20 protein-coding genes and 1 tRNA gene are annotated in these 18,483 nt (G+C 55.9%); 12 read left to right on the top strand and 9 right to left on the bottom strand.

Translation table 11 applies throughout. The annotated features are described in order from the left end of the window. Nucleotides 1-19 precede the first annotated feature (19 nt). The 4 genes from IEV29_RS09735 to IEV29_RS09750 all read left to right on the top strand — a co-directional run bounded on the left by IEV29_RS09735 (nt 20) and on the right by IEV29_RS09750 (nt 2,799). The gene (locus tag IEV29_RS09735) at nt 20-1,453 is read left to right on the top strand and encodes a dihydrolipoyl dehydrogenase (RefSeq protein WP_188380985.1); all 1,434 of its coding nucleotides are present in this window, start codon (nt 20-22) and stop codon (nt 1,451-1,453) included. A gap of 240 nt (nt 1,454-1,693) precedes the next feature. Continuing rightward, entirely contained in the window at nt 1,694-1,996 is a 303-nt protein-coding gene (locus IEV29_RS09740) for an ElaB/YgaM/YqjD family protein (RefSeq protein WP_188380986.1), read from the top strand. Between the two features lie 12 nt (nt 1,997-2,008). Further along, complete coding sequence (locus tag IEV29_RS09745) at nt 2,009-2,401, top strand: phage holin family protein (RefSeq protein WP_188380987.1); 393 nt, start codon at nt 2,009-2,011, stop codon at nt 2,399-2,401. A gap of 14 nt (nt 2,402-2,415) precedes the next feature. After that, nucleotides 2,416-2,799, top strand: a complete 384-nt coding sequence (locus tag IEV29_RS09750; RefSeq protein ID WP_188380988.1) for a hypothetical protein — start codon at nt 2,416-2,418, stop codon at nt 2,797-2,799. 78 nt (nt 2,800-2,877) lie between these two features. Here the strand turns inward: IEV29_RS09750 and IEV29_RS09755 are convergent, their stop codons facing one another. Beyond that, nucleotides 2,878-3,435, bottom strand: coding sequence for a c-type cytochrome (locus IEV29_RS09755; protein ID WP_188380989.1), 558 nt, complete (start codon nt 3,433-3,435; stop codon nt 2,878-2,880). 192 nt (nt 3,436-3,627) lie between these two features. Between IEV29_RS09755 and IEV29_RS09760 the strand changes: the two genes are divergently transcribed. Further along, a tRNA-Arg gene (locus IEV29_RS09760) sits at nt 3,628-3,703 on the top strand. 94 nt (nt 3,704-3,797) lie between these two features. On the opposite strand, the gene IEV29_RS09765 is transcribed toward IEV29_RS09760, so the two are convergent. The 3 genes from IEV29_RS09765 to IEV29_RS09775 are packed head-to-tail and all read right to left on the bottom strand — an operon-like array spanning nt 3,798 to nt 5,907. Further along, nucleotides 3,798-4,121, bottom strand: a complete 324-nt coding sequence (locus tag IEV29_RS09765) for a hypothetical protein (protein WP_188380990.1) — start codon at nt 4,119-4,121, stop codon at nt 3,798-3,800. Between the two features lie 59 nt (nt 4,122-4,180). Next, nucleotides 4,181-4,987: a metallophosphoesterase family protein gene (locus IEV29_RS09770; RefSeq protein WP_188380991.1), complete on the bottom strand. Its 807-nt coding sequence runs from the start codon at nt 4,985-4,987 to the stop codon at nt 4,181-4,183. Next, nucleotides 4,984-5,907 (bottom strand): diacylglycerol/lipid kinase family protein, encoded by a 924-nt coding sequence (locus tag IEV29_RS09775; protein WP_188380992.1) that lies wholly within the window; start codon nt 5,905-5,907, stop codon nt 4,984-4,986. The genes IEV29_RS09770 and IEV29_RS09775 overlap by 4 nt, the downstream gene beginning before the upstream one ends. A 261-nt stretch (nt 5,908-6,168) precedes the next feature. Here IEV29_RS09775 and IEV29_RS09780 point away from each other — a divergent pair, with 261 nt between their 5' ends. Beyond that, nucleotides 6,169-6,741 carry an outer membrane beta-barrel protein gene (locus tag IEV29_RS09780; RefSeq protein WP_188380993.1) on the top strand — a complete coding sequence of 191 codons (573 nt, stop codon included), beginning with the start codon at nt 6,169-6,171 and terminating at the stop codon, nt 6,739-6,741. 117 nt (nt 6,742-6,858) lie between these two features. Next, a complete protein-coding gene (locus IEV29_RS09785; RefSeq protein ID WP_188380994.1) occupies nt 6,859-7,557 on the top strand; it encodes an META domain-containing protein in 699 nt (232 codons plus the stop codon). Nucleotides 7,558-7,621: 64 nt separating this feature from the next. Here IEV29_RS09785 and IEV29_RS09790 read toward each other — a convergent pair whose 3' ends face one another. From IEV29_RS09790 to IEV29_RS09800, 3 genes are all read right to left on the bottom strand, one after another. Then, nucleotides 7,622-8,047, bottom strand: a complete 426-nt coding sequence (locus tag IEV29_RS09790; protein WP_188380995.1) for a CBS domain-containing protein — start codon at nt 8,045-8,047, stop codon at nt 7,622-7,624. A 123-nt stretch (nt 8,048-8,170) separates the two neighbouring features. Next, entirely contained in the window at nt 8,171-8,518 is a 348-nt protein-coding gene (locus IEV29_RS09795; protein WP_188380996.1) for a plasmid stabilization protein, read from the bottom strand. 71 nt (nt 8,519-8,589) lie between these two features. Further along, nucleotides 8,590-8,790 (bottom strand): hypothetical protein, encoded by a 201-nt coding sequence (locus IEV29_RS09800; RefSeq protein WP_188380997.1) that lies wholly within the window; start codon nt 8,788-8,790, stop codon nt 8,590-8,592. A 222-nt stretch (nt 8,791-9,012) separates the two neighbouring features. Between IEV29_RS09800 and IEV29_RS09805 the strand changes: the two genes are divergently transcribed. The 5 genes from IEV29_RS09805 (at nt 9,013) to IEV29_RS09825 (ending at nt 13,623) form a co-directional block, all read left to right on the top strand. Next, a complete protein-coding gene (locus tag IEV29_RS09805) occupies nt 9,013-9,207 on the top strand; it encodes a hypothetical protein (RefSeq protein ID WP_188380998.1) in 195 nt (64 codons plus the stop codon). Between the two features lie 97 nt (nt 9,208-9,304). Continuing rightward, on the top strand, nt 9,305-11,431 hold the full coding sequence (locus IEV29_RS09810) for a TonB-dependent siderophore receptor (protein ID WP_188380999.1): 2,127 nt from the start codon (nt 9,305-9,307) through the stop codon (nt 11,429-11,431). Next, the gene (locus tag IEV29_RS09815) at nt 11,431-12,552 is read left to right on the top strand and encodes a PepSY-associated TM helix domain-containing protein (RefSeq protein WP_188381000.1); all 1,122 of its coding nucleotides are present in this window, start codon (nt 11,431-11,433) and stop codon (nt 12,550-12,552) included. The genes IEV29_RS09810 and IEV29_RS09815 overlap by 1 nt, the downstream gene beginning before the upstream one ends. After that, the gene (locus IEV29_RS09820) at nt 12,545-13,285 is read left to right on the top strand and encodes a hypothetical protein (protein WP_188381001.1); all 741 of its coding nucleotides are present in this window, start codon (nt 12,545-12,547) and stop codon (nt 13,283-13,285) included. Before IEV29_RS09815 ends, IEV29_RS09820 begins: the two co-directional genes overlap by 8 nt. Next, the gene (locus tag IEV29_RS09825; protein WP_188381002.1) at nt 13,282-13,623 is read left to right on the top strand and encodes a hypothetical protein; all 342 of its coding nucleotides are present in this window, start codon (nt 13,282-13,284) and stop codon (nt 13,621-13,623) included. Before IEV29_RS09820 ends, IEV29_RS09825 begins: the two co-directional genes overlap by 4 nt. 60 nt (nt 13,624-13,683) lie before the next feature. Here IEV29_RS09825 and cphA read toward each other — a convergent pair whose 3' ends face one another. Both cphA and IEV29_RS09835 read right to left on the bottom strand, forming a co-directional pair. Then, nucleotides 13,684-16,251 (bottom strand): cyanophycin synthetase, encoded by a 2,568-nt coding sequence (gene cphA / locus IEV29_RS09830; protein WP_188381003.1) that lies wholly within the window; start codon nt 16,249-16,251, stop codon nt 13,684-13,686. 62 nt (nt 16,252-16,313) lie between these two features. After that, nucleotides 16,314-18,482 (bottom strand): cyanophycin synthetase, encoded by a 2,169-nt coding sequence (locus IEV29_RS09835; RefSeq protein ID WP_188381004.1) that lies wholly within the window; start codon nt 18,480-18,482, stop codon nt 16,314-16,316. Nucleotide 18,483 lies beyond the last annotated feature (1 nt).

Below are 18,483 nucleotides of genomic sequence, written 5' to 3' on the forward strand. Positions count from 1 at the left end.
CTGGAAGGCAGGAGACAACATGAAAGTAATCCAGTGTGACGTTGCCGTGATTGGCGCGGGCAGTGCCGGGCTGTCGGCATATCGCGCCGCACGTACGCATGACAAGCATGTGCTGCTGATCGAGGGCGGTGCCTATGGCACTACGTGCGCGCGTGTCGGCTGCATGCCAAGCAAACTGCTGATCGCTGCGGCAGAAACTGCTCACGCAGTGGCAACCGCAGATGGCTTTGGCATCCATGTCGCTGACATGCAGATCGATGGCAAGGCCGTGATGCAACGCGTGCGCTCCGAGCGCGACCGCTTTGTCGGATTCGTACTGGAGAGTGTCGATGGCATTCCGGAAGCAGACCGTCTGCGGGGACAGGCACGTTTTCTCGCGCCTAATCGTCTGCAGGTTGGTGACGATGTGGAAGTGCAGGCAGCGCGGATCGTGATTGCCACCGGTTCGCGTCCGGCAATTCCCGACGGTTTGCGCGAATTGGGCACCCATTTGATCGTTAATGATGACGTGTTTGACTGGGAAGATCTGCCGGATTCGGTTGCTGTGATCGGTGCCGGTGTGATCGGTCTCGAGCTGGGGCAGGCCTTGCATCGGCTTGGCGTGCGCGTCGCTGTCTTCGGACGTGGCGACCGGCTGGCGCAGATTGCTGATGAGGCTGTCAATCAGAAGGCGATTGACAGCATCGGTGCCGATATCGATTTGCGCATGCAAACCGAGGTCCTGTCGACGCATTTGGTTGGTGACGAGGTCGAACTGCAATCACGCGACGCGAATGGCAAGACGCGTACCGAGCGCTTTCGCTTCGTGCTGGCTGCGACCGGCCGTCGACCGAATGTGGATCAGTTGAGATTGGAAGTGACGGGCTTGCAACTGGATGACAAAGGCATTCCCTTATTCGATTCGCTGACGATGCAATGTGGCGAGAGTGCGATCTTCCTGGCTGGCGATGTCACCAATGACCGCCCCTTGTTGCACGAGGCAGCGGATGAAGGCCGGATTGCCGGCGACAACGCGGCGCGCTTTCCGGAGGTTGCCGACGGCCTGCGCCGTCTGCCCTTGAGCATTGCCTTCACCGATCCGCAGATTGCATCGGTCGGCAAAACGGCGCGTGATCTGGAACAGAACAGCTATATGACCGGGACGGTATCCTTCGACAATCAGGGCCGCAGTCGTGTCATGCGTCAGAATCACGGACTGCTGAAACTCTATGGCGAGCGTGGCACGCATCGTTTCCTCGGTGCGGAAATGGTAGGGCCGCGTGCCGAGCATCTCGCCCATCTGCTCGCGTGGTCCTGCCAGAGCGGACTGACAGTCGGGCAGATGCTGGATATGCCGTTTTATCATCCGGTCATCGAGGAAGGGGTGCGTACAGCCTTGCGCGATCTGAAGGAAAATCTGCTCAAGCAGGTCAATGACATCGAGCACTGTTCGGATTGCACACCAGGGATCTGATCGCATTTATTTCACCTTTCTGTACGGTAGCGCCTGTTCAACTGTTAACAAGGTGTGGTAAAACTAGTTACAAATCTGTATGACGTGTGTGTAAGCACGTGCAAGACGATGCGAGTTGGGTATTGCAACTAAACAAGTCTGTACGTGTCACAAAATGATCCATACGCAATCTTCTATTTCAACTGCCGGCTTTGTCCTCGTCTGAGGATACAAAGACCGCTTCTAAAAAAGGGGCCATCCATGAAAGCATCTACCTTGAAAACCACGCGCAGCGATATGAAAACCCTGGTGAAAGACGCGCAGGAATTGTTTCGCGAAGCGACCAGCTCAACCGGCGAACGCGCTGAAGAACTGCGTGCACGCGGCCTGCAACTGCTGGATACGGCTGTAGTGAAAGCACACGAAGTACAAACTGCCGCCCTCGAAACAGGCAAGGAAATTGCCGTCAAGACCGATGACTACGTCCATGAAAACCCATGGCGTGCTGTCACCATTGCAGCGGGCGTCGGCGTGCTGTTCGGCTTTCTCATCTCACGCAAGTAAACTGGAGCTATCATGGAGCGCCAAACCACACGTTCTCAGAACGCCGATTCCGGCCTGATGGGTGGCGTGGCGGGCCTGATCCGCAACGCCTTTGGTCTGCTGATGAGCCGCGTCGAGCTGGCTGCATTGGAGCTGGCCGAGATCCGCGCCAACGCTGCCCGACTGGCGATCCTGTTCGCACTGGGCGTTATCGTTGCATGGTTTGCGGTGGCCTATTGGTCGGCGCTCATCGTGTACCTCAGTTGGCCTTCGCTAGGCTGGAAGATTTTGCTCATCATGGCACTGGTGGCAACGGTCGTGGCGATTGCGCTGTTCCTCTACATCCAGTCGTTGATCAAGCAAGGCAAGTTCTCGATGCCGGCGACGATGGAAGAACTGCGCAATGATCATGATGCGCTGTCCTAATGGAAGAGAATCGCATGTCTAAGCCTGAATCCATTGAGCCGGTCGAAACACTGGCGCAGCAAAAAGAACGTCTCATTCTCCAATGCCGCGCTTACAGGGCTGGCTTGGGCCAATCGAGAAACGTCGTGCGTTCCAACCTCGGGCGTGAGGCATTGGCCAAGACGGCACTGAGTCTGGTGGGCGCGCGAGCGCATTCTGCATTGTCCAATGTGTCCGATCTGATCAATCTGAGTGGCGGTCTGTCGCTGGCCAAAATTCAGCGCATGGCACCGTATGTATTGAGCGGCATTACGTTTCTGTCCCGTCGCTCTGTGCTCAAACCAGTTTTGCGCGGCGCGGCGTTGGTGGCCGCATTGGGAGCGGGTTTGTACTTCTTTTCCAAAAAGAAGAAAAACTGATTGTTGCGGCGGCATATTCACACCGCCTCAATGTAAAAAGCCGACTTCAAGTCGGCTTTTTACTTATGCGTGCCCTGATTACTGTTTAACGGGTTGTTCTGGCGCGGCAGGTGCAGTAGCGGCTGCATCAGCCGGTTTGGTTGCCGGCACGGCAAATTTGGCACCGGCATTGTTTGCCATCATGACAGTTGCCAGCGCGACTTCCTTGTCATCCAGTTCAGGATGGCCACCCTTTGCCGGCATCATGCGGATACCTTCGATCGCATGCTTGACCAACGTGTCATAGCCTTGCGCAATCCGGTCTTTCCACGCGGCGGCATCGCCAAGCTTGGGCGCGCCCGCCACACCGGCTGCATGGCACATGGCGCACGCCATTTTGTAGACTTCCTCGCCCGTTTTCAGAACTTGCGGTGCGTTCTCTTCCTTGAGGGTAAAGCCATCGTCTGCGACAGGTTTGATGCGGTTTTCGATGGCAGCGGCAGAATTGTCCGAGCCAGCGCCGACCTGTTTGTCATTGGTGACAAAGATAACCAGCAGGACAATACAGACGATCGGAACCAGAAAGCCGGCTACGACGGCCACGATGAGTTGCTTGGGGGTTTTGATTGCGGATTCTTCATGATGTGCGTCGCTCATTGTTCCCTCAATATAATTTTGAAATCAAAATAAGCGGGTCAGGGACCTCGCCGAGGAGTATCGACTGCAAGATTTCGCAAAACTGACCGATTATAGACACAAAACAATCGATCTGGGAACGTGGGCACTGGCACTAACGTGGACGGCCTGCCTGAAAAACGGTATCCTTCAGGCCTCCGCACGTTCTCCCATGCGGCTGTAGCTCAGTGGATAGAGTATTGGCCTCCGAAGCCAAGGGTCGCTGGTTCGATTCCAGCCAGCCGCACCAGTCAAATCAGCACGCGTTTTGTTCCTGGCAGTTCAAACGTATCTTGCAAGCCTGCAGTCGAACGGCTGCCTTAGCCCTGTCAGCAATCAATGAATTATTGCGACTGACCATCGTACAGACGACGGCAGGCCACGCCGATCATGATGACGGCACGCTGGCTCGGCGTATCAACGGTTTTCTTCTGAATGCATTCCGCGCCGCTCTTGTAAGAAGCAGAGAGCCAGCTTCCGCCTGAGCCATGTACCACCGCACTGTAGCCATCCGGGTATTGTGCAATGCAATACTGATGCACCGCATTGGCGGCCGCATTGTACGGCGTGCCGGGTGCCTTATCGAGGATGCACGTCGCGTAATTACCGGCAAATGCGGGAGGCGTGATGAATGCCAGACTGAGGGCGATGCGATGGGCGGGTGTCATGCCGACGTTATATCTTGCCGCTACGCAAGCCGTCAATCCTTGTGCGGTGATGCGACAGATTATGTGTCGCGTGCCAGTTGCTCGGCGGTCGTCAGACGGAATGCGTCAGCCTTGTCTGCATAATCCCAGCGCTCCACCAGACAATGCGCCGGTTGGCTGGCTTGATAGCGGATGATGTTGACCGAGTTGCCGGCGTCAAAGCGGATGCGGGAAGACAGCGCAGTGCCGGCTTGTACTGCCCACATGCGACGCGGCAAGTCCGGCATGCTGGCATGCAGTGGCGAGATGGATGGTCGGTGAATGTGGCCGCCCAGAATCAGGTCGGCACCGGCCGCCGCCCAGGTACGGATTGCTTCTTCATGCCCGCGCAGCAGGTTTTCCCGATCTTCGGGTCGGGTTACATGCACAGGCTGATGGGTCACGACGATGCGTAGTTGAGCAGGCTGAGCCCGGCGCAGTCTGGTTGCGACATCGTCGCGCTGCGCGCGCGAGACTTCGCCCTGTACATGCCGGTAACGGCGCGTGGTGTTGACGCCGATGACGAGCACGTCGAGCGATGTGTAGACAGGTTCCAGTTCGGTGCCGAATGAGCGTGCATAGCGACCATACGGGGTAAAAAAGCGCGACACCAGATCAAACAGCGGGATATCGTGATTGCCCGGGATAACCAGCGTGGAAGGTACTTTCAGTCGGTCGATAAAGTCACGCGCCGCTTCAAACTCGGTACGCAAGGCGCGTTGCGTGATGTCACCCGAGAGGATGACGAGATCCGGCGCTTGCTCTCTGGACAGGCGTTGCAAGGCTGCGACGACCGGTGCGCGTTCGGTACCAAAATGCGAATCCGAGATATGCAGGATGACCGTCATGCGTTTGCGCTTTCTTCGGCTTGCGGGCGCGTTGCCGCTTTCAGCAAATACAAGGGTTCGGGCGACACTCGGAAGTCCAGCGGCGCGTTCATCCAGGCAATTTCGCCATCCATGGCGACCTTGATGCGACGCACGTGATAGAGCTTGGAAGGTTTGACCGTCAGGCGCGAAAAACCAAAGTTGATGATGTTGTCCGCTTCACCCAGTTTGCCGAAGGCGCCCCATACCATCAACCACAACAGGGCGAGTGTGCCAACTGGTCGTACGGCAATCGCCGCCAATTGACCATCCTCGATCAACTCGGATTCGGGAATGCCGATCTGTTCGAGTTGCAGGCGGTTGTTGCCGATGAAGAGTGTCGGCGTACGCAGTGTGGACGTGTTTCCTTGCGCTTCCAGCGTGATACGTAATTGTCGATAACCGTGACAGACTGTGGCCAGCCCGGACCAGGCTGCAACGAGACGACTGCGACCATACTGCTGTTTATAGGTTTCGCGTTCTTCAAGCACCTGCGGATACAGGCCGAGGCTGGCGTTGACGAGGAAAATGCGGTCGTTCAGCATGCCAACCTGGACAGCCTGCGGCGTTGCGTGCAACAGATCTTGTACGGCATCCTCGATCTGTTCCGACAGGCCGTGCGTACGTCCGAAATAATTGAATGTGCCTTGTGGCAGCGCGCCGAAAGCGCAACCGCTGCCGATGACGGCATTGGCGACGGCATTGAGCGTACCATCACCACCTACCGCGACCACCGCACCACCACATTCTTTGGCTGCTTCTACAGCTTCCCGCGCAACCCGAGACAGATCGCCGGCGTCGTCGACCAGACAGATTCGATGAGGTCGCCCCGCTTCCTGCATCACACGCTCGATGATGTCGTGTGTCTCTGATTTGTCGTTACGACCGGAACCGGCATTCATGATGAAAAACAGCGGGCAGTCTGATTGAAAGGAAGGGGCTGACATACATCTCTCGCGCTTGTTATTGTGGTTGGGACGCGGCCGGAAAACAACACGGCGAAATGCGTTATTGCTAGTGAGACACTGTTCTGTCTTGCGGGTTTCCCGCTTTATTCATAGAGCCTTAAAAAAAGAAAATCCCTTGTTTATGGGATGGGCAGGGTGAGATGTGAAAACTAATATTCCGCGCGGCAACGTTGCCTTAAATTAATGGAATAGAAAATGAAGAAACAGATGTTGGCAGTATTGGTTGGCGCGATGATGGCTTTGCCTGTTGTGGCTTCGGCACAAACTAGCTATGTTGGTATCAACGTAGGTAATGCAAAGCAAAAAGTTGGTATCGAAGATGCCACTGGTTCTATTAAAGACAGCAGCACTGGTTACAAGATCTACGGCGGATACAATTTCAACCAAAATCTCGGCATTGAAGGCGGTTATGTCAGCTTCGGCAAAGGTAAGGTCGCATATGACGATGGCACAGCGTCGGGAGAAGTGCAATCAAAGCCACGCGCTCTTTACGCGGCAGTAACGGGCAATCTTCCTCTTAGCAATGCATTCGCTTTGACTGCGAAAGCTGGTGTTGCATTTAATCGCGTAAAAGTACATGACACAGGTTATGGTGACTCTGTTAGTGAATCGCGTACAACGCCAATGTTCGGCGTTGGCGCTTCTTACGGTTTCTCCAAGAATATTGCAGTAGTGGTGGAATACGAGAATTTTGGAAAAGTCGCTAAAGGTGAAGGCCTTTACCTGAAAGCGAATTTGATTTCTGCTGGTGTTCGTTACAGCTTCTAATAAAACAAAGCAGTGTGAAACTGAGCCGGCATTAGCCGGCTTTTTCTTTGCGGCACTAAATTCAATCTGGATGGTCTTTATCATGCATTCATCAAATTCCAAAACGAGGAGATTCTCATGCGCGCAATATTAATTGCATTAACGTTACTGCTATCCGCCTGTGCCGCACCGCGCGAGAGCCTCATGTTCCCATCCCCTTATCAAGCCTCTGGTAATGAGCCGTTTTGGCACATTCTCATTACAGACCAAACCGCAGTCATTGAGCGGCCGGATCATGCGCCGGTGACGCGCTCCCTGCATGAAATTACCAATGTCCGAAGCGGTTGGGAGCTGCGCGGTACGGACCTGAAGATCAATGTGACGACCATGCGCTGTGAGAATGACATGAGCGGCGCACTGTTTACGCATGCCGTGGCGATGGAACTCGATGGCATGAAGTACAAAGGTTGCGGCGGCACTGAGTTGCCGCCGGATGGCATCAACATGACACAGTGGAATCTGATCATGCTTGGCTCGCGAGCGTTGACAGCAGAAGTGCGGCCGTTTCTCGCAATCGACGGACAGGGCAAAGTCAGCGGCCTGGATGGTTGTAACCGGATGGCTGGCGGATTTGCCTTTCTGCCCAACGGCACCATCGAACATTCGGCGCAGGGCTGGATCTCCACCAGAATGGCTTGTCCACAACCACAGATGGAGCTTGCCAGTGAGTATGGAAAGGCGCTACGTGCGAGCACGCATTGGCGTTTTGAAGGCGCCCATCTGGTGTTACTGAATCCGCAAGGTGTGCCAGTACTGCGTTACCAACGTACTTACTGACACTCGTATTCGGTGACTAGTCATTGCAAACCTTGCTGAACCGGCAGTGCTGCACTCCCGTGTCCTATTTAAATGCCGGGACGGAAATCTCCGACAAGGTAGCGCCTACTGCATGCAGGTCGGCACTTTCGACGGCGAAGTCTCCAAGGGACACGATGCCCACCAATCGTTTTTCACTGTTGACGATGGGCAGACGGCGAACCTGATGTTCGGACATCACGCGGGCGCCTTCTTCCACTGAGTCGCTTTCATAGGCCCAAACAATGCCGGGCGACATGATCTCGCGTATTTTTGTATTGCCTGATTTGCCTTCTGCCAGCGCACGCACAGTCAGATCGCGGTCGGAGATGGCTCCGATCATGCGATCGTTTTCGCCCACGGGCAGCATGCCGAAACCGCCGTCGCGCATTTGTTTGGCTGCTTCACTGATCGTCGCTTCAGGACTGATGACTTTGACATGGGGACTCATCACGGTTTTGAGGGTTTGCATGATGCACTCCTTGAATGAGGTTGAACACAATCCTGCAGCAGCTCGCCGCGGGATGGGATGATTGAGAAATGGCAGCGGTGCGTGTCGCAAGCGGATAGGCGACAAACACCGCCAGATTTAGATTTATCGTGTGCGCTTGATGGCTGCGCCCAAGGCACGTTCGAGTTGCGCCTTGTTCATGGTTGAACGGCCTGGAATATTGCGGGCCTGTGCGTCCTTATAAAGCTGGGCATAAGTGCGGCCTGCAGCGCCACGGTGAGAACGTAATCCGCCACGGCGTGGTGCTGGCGTACTTTTCAATGTGGATGGGCTAGCGGTCTTCGCTTCGCCATGTTGTGCACGTTCCTTGTTGACCGTACGTGCGGCAATTTCCTCAGCATGTTTGGCACGAGAGCCACCACGACTCTTCAGAGCAGACTTGATATGCTGAAATTGTCTTTCGCGTTTGGCACTCCAGGTTGCTTGTGGCATGGCAATCTCCTTGAAAGGGACGACAGACAAGTCGTCTTATCAAATGAGGTTGCGAGGTCAGGTTGCAATCGTCATGCAGCAATATTCGGATGATCCGACTTGACCCAGCGATTTTCCGGATCACGATAATCCGGACCGCCTGCATGGCGGACGCCAAGCGTGATATGCGCGAACTGCGTGCCGTGAGTGGCAAGGGTCTGGCGAATGGAAGAATTGCTCGATCCCTGACGACGGCTACTGATGCGGCTTTGCTTGCGATCACTCTTTTCCATGTTCCTCACTCCTCTGCGATGCCGACCGCGATGCGGACGACCATTGGCAACCAGTCTACGCAGTCAGGCTGGAGCAATCTGTAGGATGGCTTTGCGATGTGATGTAAGAAAAAAGGTTAGACGGCCGGCTTGATGCTTTGAAGAAACAGAGGCGCAACTTTGTCGGACGCTGGCGGGTCAGACTGGGGACGATCCAATGGTCATACACTTTCAGGAGCTGACATGAGTACACCCACCCCGATTCCACCAGAGATTCCCGTTATTCCTGATCCCAAGCCGGAGATTGATCCGCCGGTTCGCGAGCCGGAAATCCCCGTGCCGCAGCAAGATCCGGTGACGCCTCCGGGCCCCGATCAACCTGAGATCCCGCCGGATCGTGTGCCCCCGGAAATACCACCGTCTCCCGAGCATGCCTGAATAACGTAGCAAGGCAAGCGACGCCAATCTTTCAGTAGCAATGCCGTCCCTGACATGAAATAATAACGCTTCTCATTTATGTTAAGCGTTACTTTTCATGTCTTCCTCTTTTTTTTCGCTGCGCCCGATGGCAACTGCGGTTCGTGTCACCTTGGTTGGTTTTACCTTGCTTCCTTTTGCTGCGGCTGCGCAGCAAGACAATCAAGCTACTGATGATGTTCTCCCTGCGATTAACGTTTCTAGCGAGGCGATTGTCCCCGGCTTTGTGACGCAAAAAGCGACTTCCAGCACAAAGTCGGACAAGCCGCTATTTGAAACACCGCAATCGATTACCGTACTAACGCGTGAACTGCTCGACTCACGACAAGCCACAACACTGAATGAAGCGCTGCAAACGACAGCAGGGGTGTCATCCGGTGGCTTTGGCCGTCGTGGTTGGGATGATTTCAACATTCGCGGACAACGTGCTTCGGAGTCGATTTACGTAGATGGCCTGAAACTGGGGCAGGGGAGTTGGATCGCGCAGGAAGTATCTGGCGTTGAACAGATTGAAATCGTCAAAGGACCGGCGTCCATTAACTTCGGGCAAATGCAGCCGGGCGGCATCGTGAATATGGTCAGCAAACGTCCGCGCCTCGATGCGTTCAACCAGGTTGGTTTTACTGTCGGTAGCTACGGTTATCGGCAGGGAACATTCGATTTTGGTCGTCCCTTGAATTCCGAGAACGGCAAGGCAGCGTTCCGCATCAATGGCATGGCATCTGATTCAGATGATCAGACCGACTTTGTCTACTTTAAGAATCGCTACATTGCACCATCGCTGTCATTGGATCTGGGCGCAAGAACTGATCTGACGTTACTGGCTTCTTATGGCACCCGGGAATACATACGTCAACAGGGTTTGCCTGTGAGAGGCTCGATTTTGCCAAGTCCGAACGGCCCGATTCGCCGCAGTTTGTATATCGGTGATCCAAGCATCGGACCATACGAAGCAACCCAGAAAACCATCGGCTATGCACTTACGCATCGCTTCGATTCCGGCTGGACGTTCAACCAGAATTTCCGTTATCTCGATATGGACGTGCAGGGAAGGGCGGGCTTCATCAATGGAACACTGCCTTTGAGCGGACTGTTACCAAGGCAAGCTACTTTCCAGGATATCTGGGAGCACGCTACGGCGCTGGACAGTAATGTGAAGCGTACTTTCGATTTTGGCGGAGCAAAGCATACCGTCATGGTTGGCGTGGATATCAATCGAGATACGCTTTATAACGATACTAGACGTTGTAACATCAATACTTTAAATGTGTACAACCCGACATACGGAAACCTTACATACACAAATTGCTTAACTCGCACACTGAGCAATACTAAGCTTTCGTCTGACGCATTTTATCTGCGCGATCAAATCGATTTCAATGAACGACTCAACGTAAATCTAGCCTTGCGCCATGATCGCATCGATACCGATTTGCAGAATTACCTTGCAAACACTAGAACAAAAGAAAAGCATACAGCCAATACAGGTAACATTGCGCTTATGTATAAGGCGACGCCGAACGTTGCCCCGTACATAGGTTACGCAACCTCTTTTTTGCCAAACACAGATTTGAACGATGCCGGTGCTTTGCTGAAACCTGAACAGGGAAAGCAAACAGAAGTAGGCGTCAAACTGCAATCAGATGATGGGCGTTTGCAGGGAAGTTTGGCGTATTACGATCTGACGCGAAAAAATGTGTCGCAAACTGACCCAAACAATAACAACGCCTATGTACAAATTGGCGAACAGCGTAGCAAGGGTTATGAGGCAGAAGTGTTTGCCGATCTGCGCAATGGCTGGAGCCTGCAAGGTGCGGTTTCAATCATCGATGCCGTTATCACGGAGGATACGACGCTTGCCAATATTGGACACCGCGTGCAGAACGTTCCTAAGCGTGCAGCGAGTCTGTGGGCTAACTACAAGTTTTCTGGCAAATTGCAGCGTTGGGGTGCAGGATTGGGTATGCGACATGAAAGCTCCAAGACAAATCTTGGTTTAACTTTCGAAGTGCCAGGCTATACGGTTGCTGATGCCAATGTTAGCTATCAGGGTGATGGCTATCGCGTTCTCTTGAATGTGAAGAATCTTTTTGACAAAGACTATTACGCAGGCGCACTCAACAACAATGTCATTCCTCTTGGCGACCCGCGCACGGTCATGCTGAAAACCGTCTTCGATTTCTGATGGCTGCTTCGCGTCGTACGCTGGTCATTCTCTACGCCCTGCATTCGTGGGCGGGGATTGTGACCGGCTTGCTGCTTTTCATCGTGTGCTTTTCTGGCTCGGTGGTCGTGTTCAAAAACGAAATCGATCTCTGGGCCAATCCGTCCTTGCGCGCCTTGCCACATGTAGCACAACCGGTCGGGCCAGATCTGGTACTCAACAATCTGGCTGAGTACTACCCAGGCAGCAAAGTCGAAAGCCTGTGGTATCCCGATGGGATCAATCCGGCATGGACTGCATTTATCAAGCGCGCTGACAATCCGGAACGGATGAAGATTGCGGTGCGGGCGGATACCGGAGAGGTTGTTGGCCCTGTCGATAGCGAACTAGGCCAGTTCTTCCGCATGATCCATGTCTTCCTGTTTTTCGGGCCACGCTGGATCGTCGGTTTTCTTGGCGTGGCAATGTTCTTCCTGATCGTGTCGGGTTTCGTCATTCATCGCAAGATTCTCAAGGAGCTGTTTACGGCACGCTGGCGCAAGAGTCTGCGTGTGACGGGTTCTGATCTGCATAAAAGTCTGGGCGTGTGGGGACTTGTCTTTCATTTGATGATTGCTTTTACCGGCGCATGGCTGGGGTTGGCGCCGGTGTTCGAGCGCTCATACAGTTATGTCAGTGGTGGTGGCGGTGCCCGGCCGGCAGCGATGATGATGCGTAACAACGCGTTGGATCGCCCGATGCAAATGGCGTCGGTTGGTGCGCTGTTAAAGCAGGCGCAGCACGATATGCCTGGCCTGCAGCCAAATCGGATTGCATTGCGTGATGTGGGCAAGCCGAATGCCAGCGTGACTTTCTTTGGTCAGGTCGATGATCTGTGGTTCAGCAATGCGCGCATCACGTATCAGGGTGGCAGGTTCAAGGAAAAAAACGATCCGCGGCAGAATGGTTTCTGGAGCCAGTTCAATGGCTTGATGGAGCCGCTGCATTTTGGCGATTACGGCGGCATCGTGCTGAAGTGGTTGTATTTCCTGATTGGGTTAAGCCCGGCACTCTTGTCACTGAGCGGCACGCTGTTGTGGATCGAACGACGCAAGCTCAGGCAACGCAATCGTGCCGGTGTGGTGGGAGCGCAGCATGTTTGAACGCATCATGACGGGTTTGCATGCCGCATTGATCCCCGCCTTTGCCGCACTCGCGATCGTGGCGGTCATGTTTGGACGCGGGTTTGAGTTACTGGCCGCCCGCAATGGTATGGGCGCATGGTGGGTTCTTGCTGTCTGGCTGTTACTGAGCGTGGTCGTTGCCTTGCTCTCTGACAGCATCGTACGCTGGAAGGTAGGCCTGGGCATGATGGCCGCATCCCTGATCGTCACGGGTGTGGCGGGCGTGATGCAAGGGGCGCCGCTTGGGATCGAGATGGCTGGTGCGTTGAGCGTGCTGGCTGCGTTGCTTGTGTTCTCGGCGAATCGGTTGCAGGCGCGATCGCTGAAAAAGAGCAGCCGACCGCAAGCCCCTGCGGCGACCTTGCCCAAGGCGGTTGACTGGTCGCGACGTTTATCCTGGTGGGTACTCTCGATCTGCATGATCGAAGCATTTCGCTTGTCGCATCTCGGTGTGGGTGATCAACAGAAAGCCATCGGCTGCATCGGCATGTTGATCGCATTTTTTGTGATGCTGCCGGGGTTGTCTGTATCGATATGGTTTCCACGTATTGCATCCGGATGCTGGTTGCTCTCCGCCGGATTGCTGGCGTTGATCGCGTGGAAGTCTGTCAATCTGAGCAGCGCAGCTGGCGCGGTTTCAGTCTTGCTATGCGCAATTCTGCTGGGGTTTGCGACGCGACGCGATACGGATAACAGCGAGTTGCCGCAATGACCGCGCCCATCGGCTTTCTTTTTCTGGCGTGCAGCAGCGTGGCATGCTGGTTCGCTGGCAGCGAGACACGGGCCGGTGACCGCATACGTCTAGCTGACTGGTTGCGTCAATATGGTCGTGCTCTTGCGTTGGTTCTGGCCCTGTTTCAATTGGGGATGTCCGTTCCCCTGATCGGACCGGCACAGGGTCCCTTGTTGGTGTGCATTGCATGGATGGTGATTGGAAGCGTGTTTGTTGCATGCGTCAATGCGTGGCCGCAATGCACGATGCAGTGCGCCTTATGGGCCGTGGTGCCGGGCACCTTGCTACTACTAATTGAACTCAAAGCCCTGATGTAAAAAAGGCGAAACCGCTATGGTTTCGCCTTTTGTCTGTGGTTGCTTGTACCTATCAGTGCATCAAGCCGCGACACGTGCTGCGATGTGCGCCAGCGCTTCTTCCACCTGATCGACCAGAATCAGGCACAGATCACCGGACTTCAGTTTCGACAGGGCGGTGTCGATCGCCAGCATCTCGCCGCGAATCTCGTCAATCGATTGCGTACGGGATGCCTTGGCCAGCCCTTCACGCAGCAGCTTGACGACTTCGCCATCGGCACGGCCGCGCTGGCATTGATCTTCGTACAGAATCACGTCGTCGAACGCTTCGCCGAGAATTTCGGTTTGACGACGGATGTCATCATCCCGACGATCACCGGCACCGCTGATGACGACCGAGCGGCGTTTGGAGGGCAATGCCTGTACCGCACGCGTCAGCGCTTCAATCGCATCCGGGTTGTGACCGTAATCGGCAATCACGGTCGCCCCCATGTGTGTAAAGACATTGAAACGGCCTGGTGTGGTATCGGCACCATTGTTGAAGGTGCGCAGGCCTTCAACAACGATGGCCCAGTCGATGCCGAGTGCCCAGACCGCACCGATGGCGGCCATGGCGTTTTCGATCTGGAAGCCGATCAAGCCATTGTGCGTGATCGGAATGTCGGCCAGACGAATGCGATGTTCGAAGCTGCCTTCGGCAGCAACGATGTGACCGTTCTCGATGAACAGTACGCGGTTGCCTTGCGCGCGATGCGTGGCCAGCACAGGCTGATTGACGTCTTGTGCAAAGAAGGTCACGCGGCCCGGGCTGCTGGCAGCCATGTTGGCAACGATCGGGTCAGCGGCATTCAAGACAGCCATGCCGGTTGGTGCAACGTTCTGTACGATCACGCGTTTGACGACCGCCAGATCCTCGACGGTCGTGATGAAGTTCAGGCCGAGATGATCGCCAACGCCGATGTTGGTGACGATGGCGACGTCACAACGATCAAAACCCAGGCCTTCGCGCAGGATGCCGCCACGTGCCGTTTCAAACACGGCTGCGTCGACCTGCGGGTGCATGAGAATATTGCGCGCGCTACGCGGACCGCTGCAATCGCCGGTATCAATGCGCTGGTTTTCAACATACACGCCATCGGTGCTGGTCATGCCGACGCGATACTTGTTGGCCGTCAGGATGTGACCGACCAGACGTGCAGTGGTGGTTTTGCCATTGGTGCCGGTAACCGCAACGGTCGGGATGCGGCCGTTGTCACCTTCCTTGAACATGGTCGAAATGATGGCTTCACCAACCGGACGGCCTTTGCCGAAAGATGGCTTGATGTGCATGCGCAGGCCGGGCGCGGCATTGACTTCCACCACACCGCCGCCTTGTTCTTCCATGGTCTTGAGTACGGACTCGCAAACGATGTCGACGCCGCAGATGTCGAGGCCGATCATCTGTGCCGCTTCGACCGCGCGTGCCGCCATTTCCGGATGGACGTCGTCGGTCACATCGGTTGCCGTGCCGCCAGTCGAAAGGTTGGCATTGTTACGCAGCAGGACCGGCACACCTTTGGCGGGAATGCTGTCGATGGTGTAGCCCTGCTTTTCCAGCGTGGCGATACCGATGCTGTCGAGACGGATCTTGGTCAGCGGTGTGGCATGACCATCGCCGCGCAGCGGATCCTGATTAACGATGGCAACCAGTTGCGCAATCGTGTTTTCGCCATCGCCGACGACTTCCGGTGGTGAGCGACGGGCGGCAGCAACCAGTTGTTTGCCGACGACCAGCAAGCGGTAATCCTGCCCTGGCAGATAACGTTCGATCACGACGTCTTCACAGATTTCGAAGGCTTCAGCAAAAGCAATACGTACTTCTTCTTCGGTCTTCATGTTGACCGCCACGCCTTTGCCCTGATTGCCATCGCGTGGCTTGATCACGACCGGCGCGCCGATTTCCTGTGCGGCTGCCCACGCATCGTCAGCGGTCGAGACCGAACGACCGTCCGGCACCGGCACGCCTGCAGCGGCCAACAAGGTCTTGGTCATTTCCTTATCTTGCGCGATCGCTTCCGAGATGGCGCTGGTAAAGCCGGTTTCTGCAGCCTGAATGCGCAGTTGTTTGCTGCCCCAGCCAAACTGCACCATGCTGCCTTCGGTCAGGCGACGGAATGGAATGCCGCGTGCGACGGCCGCATCGACGATGGAGCCGGTTGACGGGCCAAGACGGACGTCTTCATCCAGTTCGCGCAGCGAAGCCAGTGCGGTTGCCAGATTGAACAAGGTATCGTCGAGTGCAGACTGGCACAGCTTGAATGCCAGATCGAGGGCAAGACGTCCGACAGCTTCCTCGGTGTAGGCGACGATGACTTGATAAGTACCGGCTTCCACGGTTTGGACGGTACGGCTGAACGTGACCGGGCAGCCGGCTTGCAATTGCAGGCACAGAGCGGCGGATTCCAGTGCATCGGCCATGGAAAAAATCGGTCCTGGCCGCGCGGTGTCGAGCAGCTTGATCTCGGGGAAGCGCGCACGCAGTCGCTCTTCAAAGCCAGCCAGCAGCGCGATGTTCTGTTCTTCGGGCAGGCAAGTCACCACGGCTTCGATGGACGTGTGGCGACTCCAGAGATTGGGACCACGCAAGGCGCGGACGCGAGAGATTTCCATTTTTTATTCTTCCTTTACTTGAGCGGGTGCTCGTAGTCTCTTTATTCTTAAGTACGATTGGATCAGGCGGCCAGATGGTCGGCCGGTTGCATGAAGGTGTCGAGTCCGGCACGGATCAGATCGCTGCTGATGCCGAGCGCCCACGCTGCAGCGATCGCGGCCAGCAGGGCGACCGGTTTCAGTTCCAGTGTGGCTTCCGGCAGCACGATGCGGGTTTGTTCCTCACCCAGAACCAGGACGACTTCATCGCCATCCAGATAAACGACATTGCCGCCTTCGGCGCGGTAGGCTGCCAGCACCGGCGACTGTGCCGACGTCCCGAAGAACAGTACATTGCCGTCGCACAGCGGTGCCAGATCGGCAACGCGTGCATCGTCTGCATTCAGCACAGCGGTGCCGCTCGGCAGTACGACGTCCACTTGCGTACGAATCACGCGGCTCATCTGGTCGGCATCGTTGACGTAGAACGACGGCAGAATGTCGTCTTCGGCGATATCTGTGACGATGCCGACATCGCACCAGTCGTAAGCCAGACCTTCGGACAAGATCGTTTTGGCGCCGTTTTCGAAGACCGCGGCTTCAACCATGCGGTTGAGCAGCACCTGACGCTTGCGTTCCCAGTTGTCGGAAGGGCGGTTGTGCACCTGACGTTGACGGAAGAACAGGCCATCGCGGCAAGCCAAGCCGACATAGCTGCCTTGCAGATGCAGCAGCCAGGCAACCAGACGTGCGGTCAGCGTGGTGTCGTTGGAACCGGTGACGCCGACGATCGGGATGCGGCCGTTTTCATCTTCCTTGAAGAGGTGATCGACGATTGCCTTGCCGACCGGACGGGCTTCGCCATCGGCTGGTTTCAGATGCATGTTCAGGCCAGGGCCCGCGTTGACTTCGACAATCGCACCGCTTTGTTCGCTGAGCGGACGCGCGATGTCTTCTATCACAAGATCGACACCGGCGATATCCAGGCCAACAACCTCGGCAGCCAGCGCAGCAGCCTTGGCGACGCTTGGGTGGACCAGTTCGGTGACGTCGCACGAGACATTGCCATTGCGCTGTACCAGAACGCGCTCGCCGTCTTTCGGTACGGATTCGGTGGTAAAGCCCTGACGTTCGAGTTGCAGCAGAACCGGACGTGGATCGTCATCCGGATCGGTCAGGATCAGATTCAGCGGATGCGCTTCGCTGCTGCCACGGCGCGGATCGCTGTTGAGCTGGCTTTCGATCAGTTGCATGACGGTGGATTTGCCGTCGCCGGTGATCCAGGCTTCTTCGCCACGTGCCGCGGCAACCAGTTTGCCGCCGACGATCAGCAGGCGATGTTCGTCTCCGCGGACGAAACGCTCGACGATGACGTCGCTGCTTTCGTGCTCGGCCAGTTCGAAGGCAGCGCGGACTTCGGCTTCGGTGTTCAGATTGATGGAAACGCCACGGCCGTGGTTGCCGTCCAGCGGCTTGACGACGACGGGTAGTCCGATATCCTGCGCGGCCTCCCATGCAGCGTTGGCTGTATCGACAATGCTGCCTTCCGGTACGGGCACGCCGCAGGATTGCAGCAGAGTCTTGGTCAGTTCCTTGTCGCGCGAGATGGTTTCGGCAATCGCGCTGGTTTCATCGGTTTCTGCGGTCCAGATGCGACGTTGACGCGCGCCATAGCCGAGTTGCACCAGATTGCCGGACGACAGGCGGATCGAAGGAATTTTGCGTTCGGCGGCGGCTTCGACGATGGCGGCGGTGCTGGGGCCCAGTGCGACCGATTCCAGAATATCGCGCAAATGATCGACCGTGCCTTGCACGTCGAATGGTTTGTCTTCAATAGCGGCCATCACCAGATCACGTGCTGCAACCAGCGCAGCGCGGCTGACTTCTTCGTGGCGGGCGCGAACGACAACCTTGTAAACGCCCCGTTTACAGGTTTCACGTGCCTTGCCAAAACCGCTTTGCATGCCGGCCAGATTTTGCAGCTCGATCATCACGTGTTCCATGATGTGGCCGGGCCAGGTGCCTTCGCGCAGGCGCATCAGGAAACCGCCGCGCTCGCCGACACCGCAGTGGTGTTCGATCAGCGTCGGCAGGAACGCGGTCAGGCGTTCGTAAAAGCCGGGAATGGTGTTGGAAGGAAAATCTTCCAGATCGTTGATGTCTACCCATGCCTCCAGAGCTGGACGGTACGTCCAGATATTGGGTCCCCGCAGATGCAGGACATCGAGAATATCGATGGTTTTATTGTTCATT

Source organism: Oxalicibacterium faecigallinarum, assembly GCF_014635705.1.
Taxonomy (GTDB): Bacteria; Pseudomonadota; Gammaproteobacteria; order Burkholderiales; family Burkholderiaceae_D; genus Oxalicibacterium; species Oxalicibacterium faecigallinarum.

Bases quoted from the DNA above. Each gene is read 5' to 3' on its own strand.
- cphA (WP_188381003.1), bottom strand. From the start codon at position 16,251: ATGGAAATCTCTCGCGTCCGCGCCTTGCGTGGTCCCAATCTCTGGAGT.
- IEV29_RS09810 (WP_188380999.1), top strand. From the start codon at position 9,305: ATGTCTTCCTCTTTTTTTTCGCTGCGCCCGATGGCAACTGCGGTTCGT.
- IEV29_RS09780 (WP_188380993.1), top strand. From the start codon at position 6,169: ATGAAGAAACAGATGTTGGCAGTATTGGTTGGCGCGATGATGGCTTTG.
- IEV29_RS09740 (WP_188380986.1), top strand. From the start codon at position 1,694: ATGAAAGCATCTACCTTGAAAACCACGCGCAGCGATATGAAAACCCTG.
- IEV29_RS09825 (WP_188381002.1), top strand. From the start codon at position 13,282: ATGACCGCGCCCATCGGCTTTCTTTTTCTGGCGTGCAGCAGCGTGGCA.
- IEV29_RS09805 (WP_188380998.1), top strand. From the start codon at position 9,013: ATGAGTACACCCACCCCGATTCCACCAGAGATTCCCGTTATTCCTGAT.
- IEV29_RS09750 (WP_188380988.1), top strand. From the start codon at position 2,416: ATGTCTAAGCCTGAATCCATTGAGCCGGTCGAAACACTGGCGCAGCAA.
- IEV29_RS09820 (WP_188381001.1), top strand. From the start codon at position 12,545: ATGTTTGAACGCATCATGACGGGTTTGCATGCCGCATTGATCCCCGCC.
- IEV29_RS09815 (WP_188381000.1), top strand. From the start codon at position 11,431: ATGGCTGCTTCGCGTCGTACGCTGGTCATTCTCTACGCCCTGCATTCG.
- IEV29_RS09785 (WP_188380994.1), top strand. From the start codon at position 6,859: ATGCGCGCAATATTAATTGCATTAACGTTACTGCTATCCGCCTGTGCC.
- IEV29_RS09765 (WP_188380990.1), bottom strand. From the start codon at position 4,121: ATGACACCCGCCCATCGCATCGCCCTCAGTCTGGCATTCATCACGCCT.
- IEV29_RS09790 (WP_188380995.1), bottom strand. From the start codon at position 8,047: ATGCAAACCCTCAAAACCGTGATGAGTCCCCATGTCAAAGTCATCAGT.
- IEV29_RS09775 (WP_188380992.1), bottom strand. From the start codon at position 5,907: ATGAATGCCGGTTCCGGTCGTAACGACAAATCAGAGACACACGACATC.
- IEV29_RS09800 (WP_188380997.1), bottom strand. From the start codon at position 8,790: ATGGAAAAGAGTGATCGCAAGCAAAGCCGCATCAGTAGCCGTCGTCAG.
- IEV29_RS09745 (WP_188380987.1), top strand. From the start codon at position 2,009: ATGGAGCGCCAAACCACACGTTCTCAGAACGCCGATTCCGGCCTGATG.
- IEV29_RS09755 (WP_188380989.1), bottom strand. From the start codon at position 3,435: ATGAGCGACGCACATCATGAAGAATCCGCAATCAAAACCCCCAAGCAA.
- IEV29_RS09795 (WP_188380996.1), bottom strand. From the start codon at position 8,518: ATGCCACAAGCAACCTGGAGTGCCAAACGCGAAAGACAATTTCAGCAT.
- IEV29_RS09770 (WP_188380991.1), bottom strand. From the start codon at position 4,987: ATGACGGTCATCCTGCATATCTCGGATTCGCATTTTGGTACCGAACGC.
- IEV29_RS09835 (WP_188381004.1), bottom strand. From the start codon at position 18,482: ATGAACAATAAAACCATCGATATTCTCGATGTCCTGCATCTGCGGGGA.
- IEV29_RS09735 (WP_188380985.1), top strand. From the start codon at position 20: ATGAAAGTAATCCAGTGTGACGTTGCCGTGATTGGCGCGGGCAGTGCC.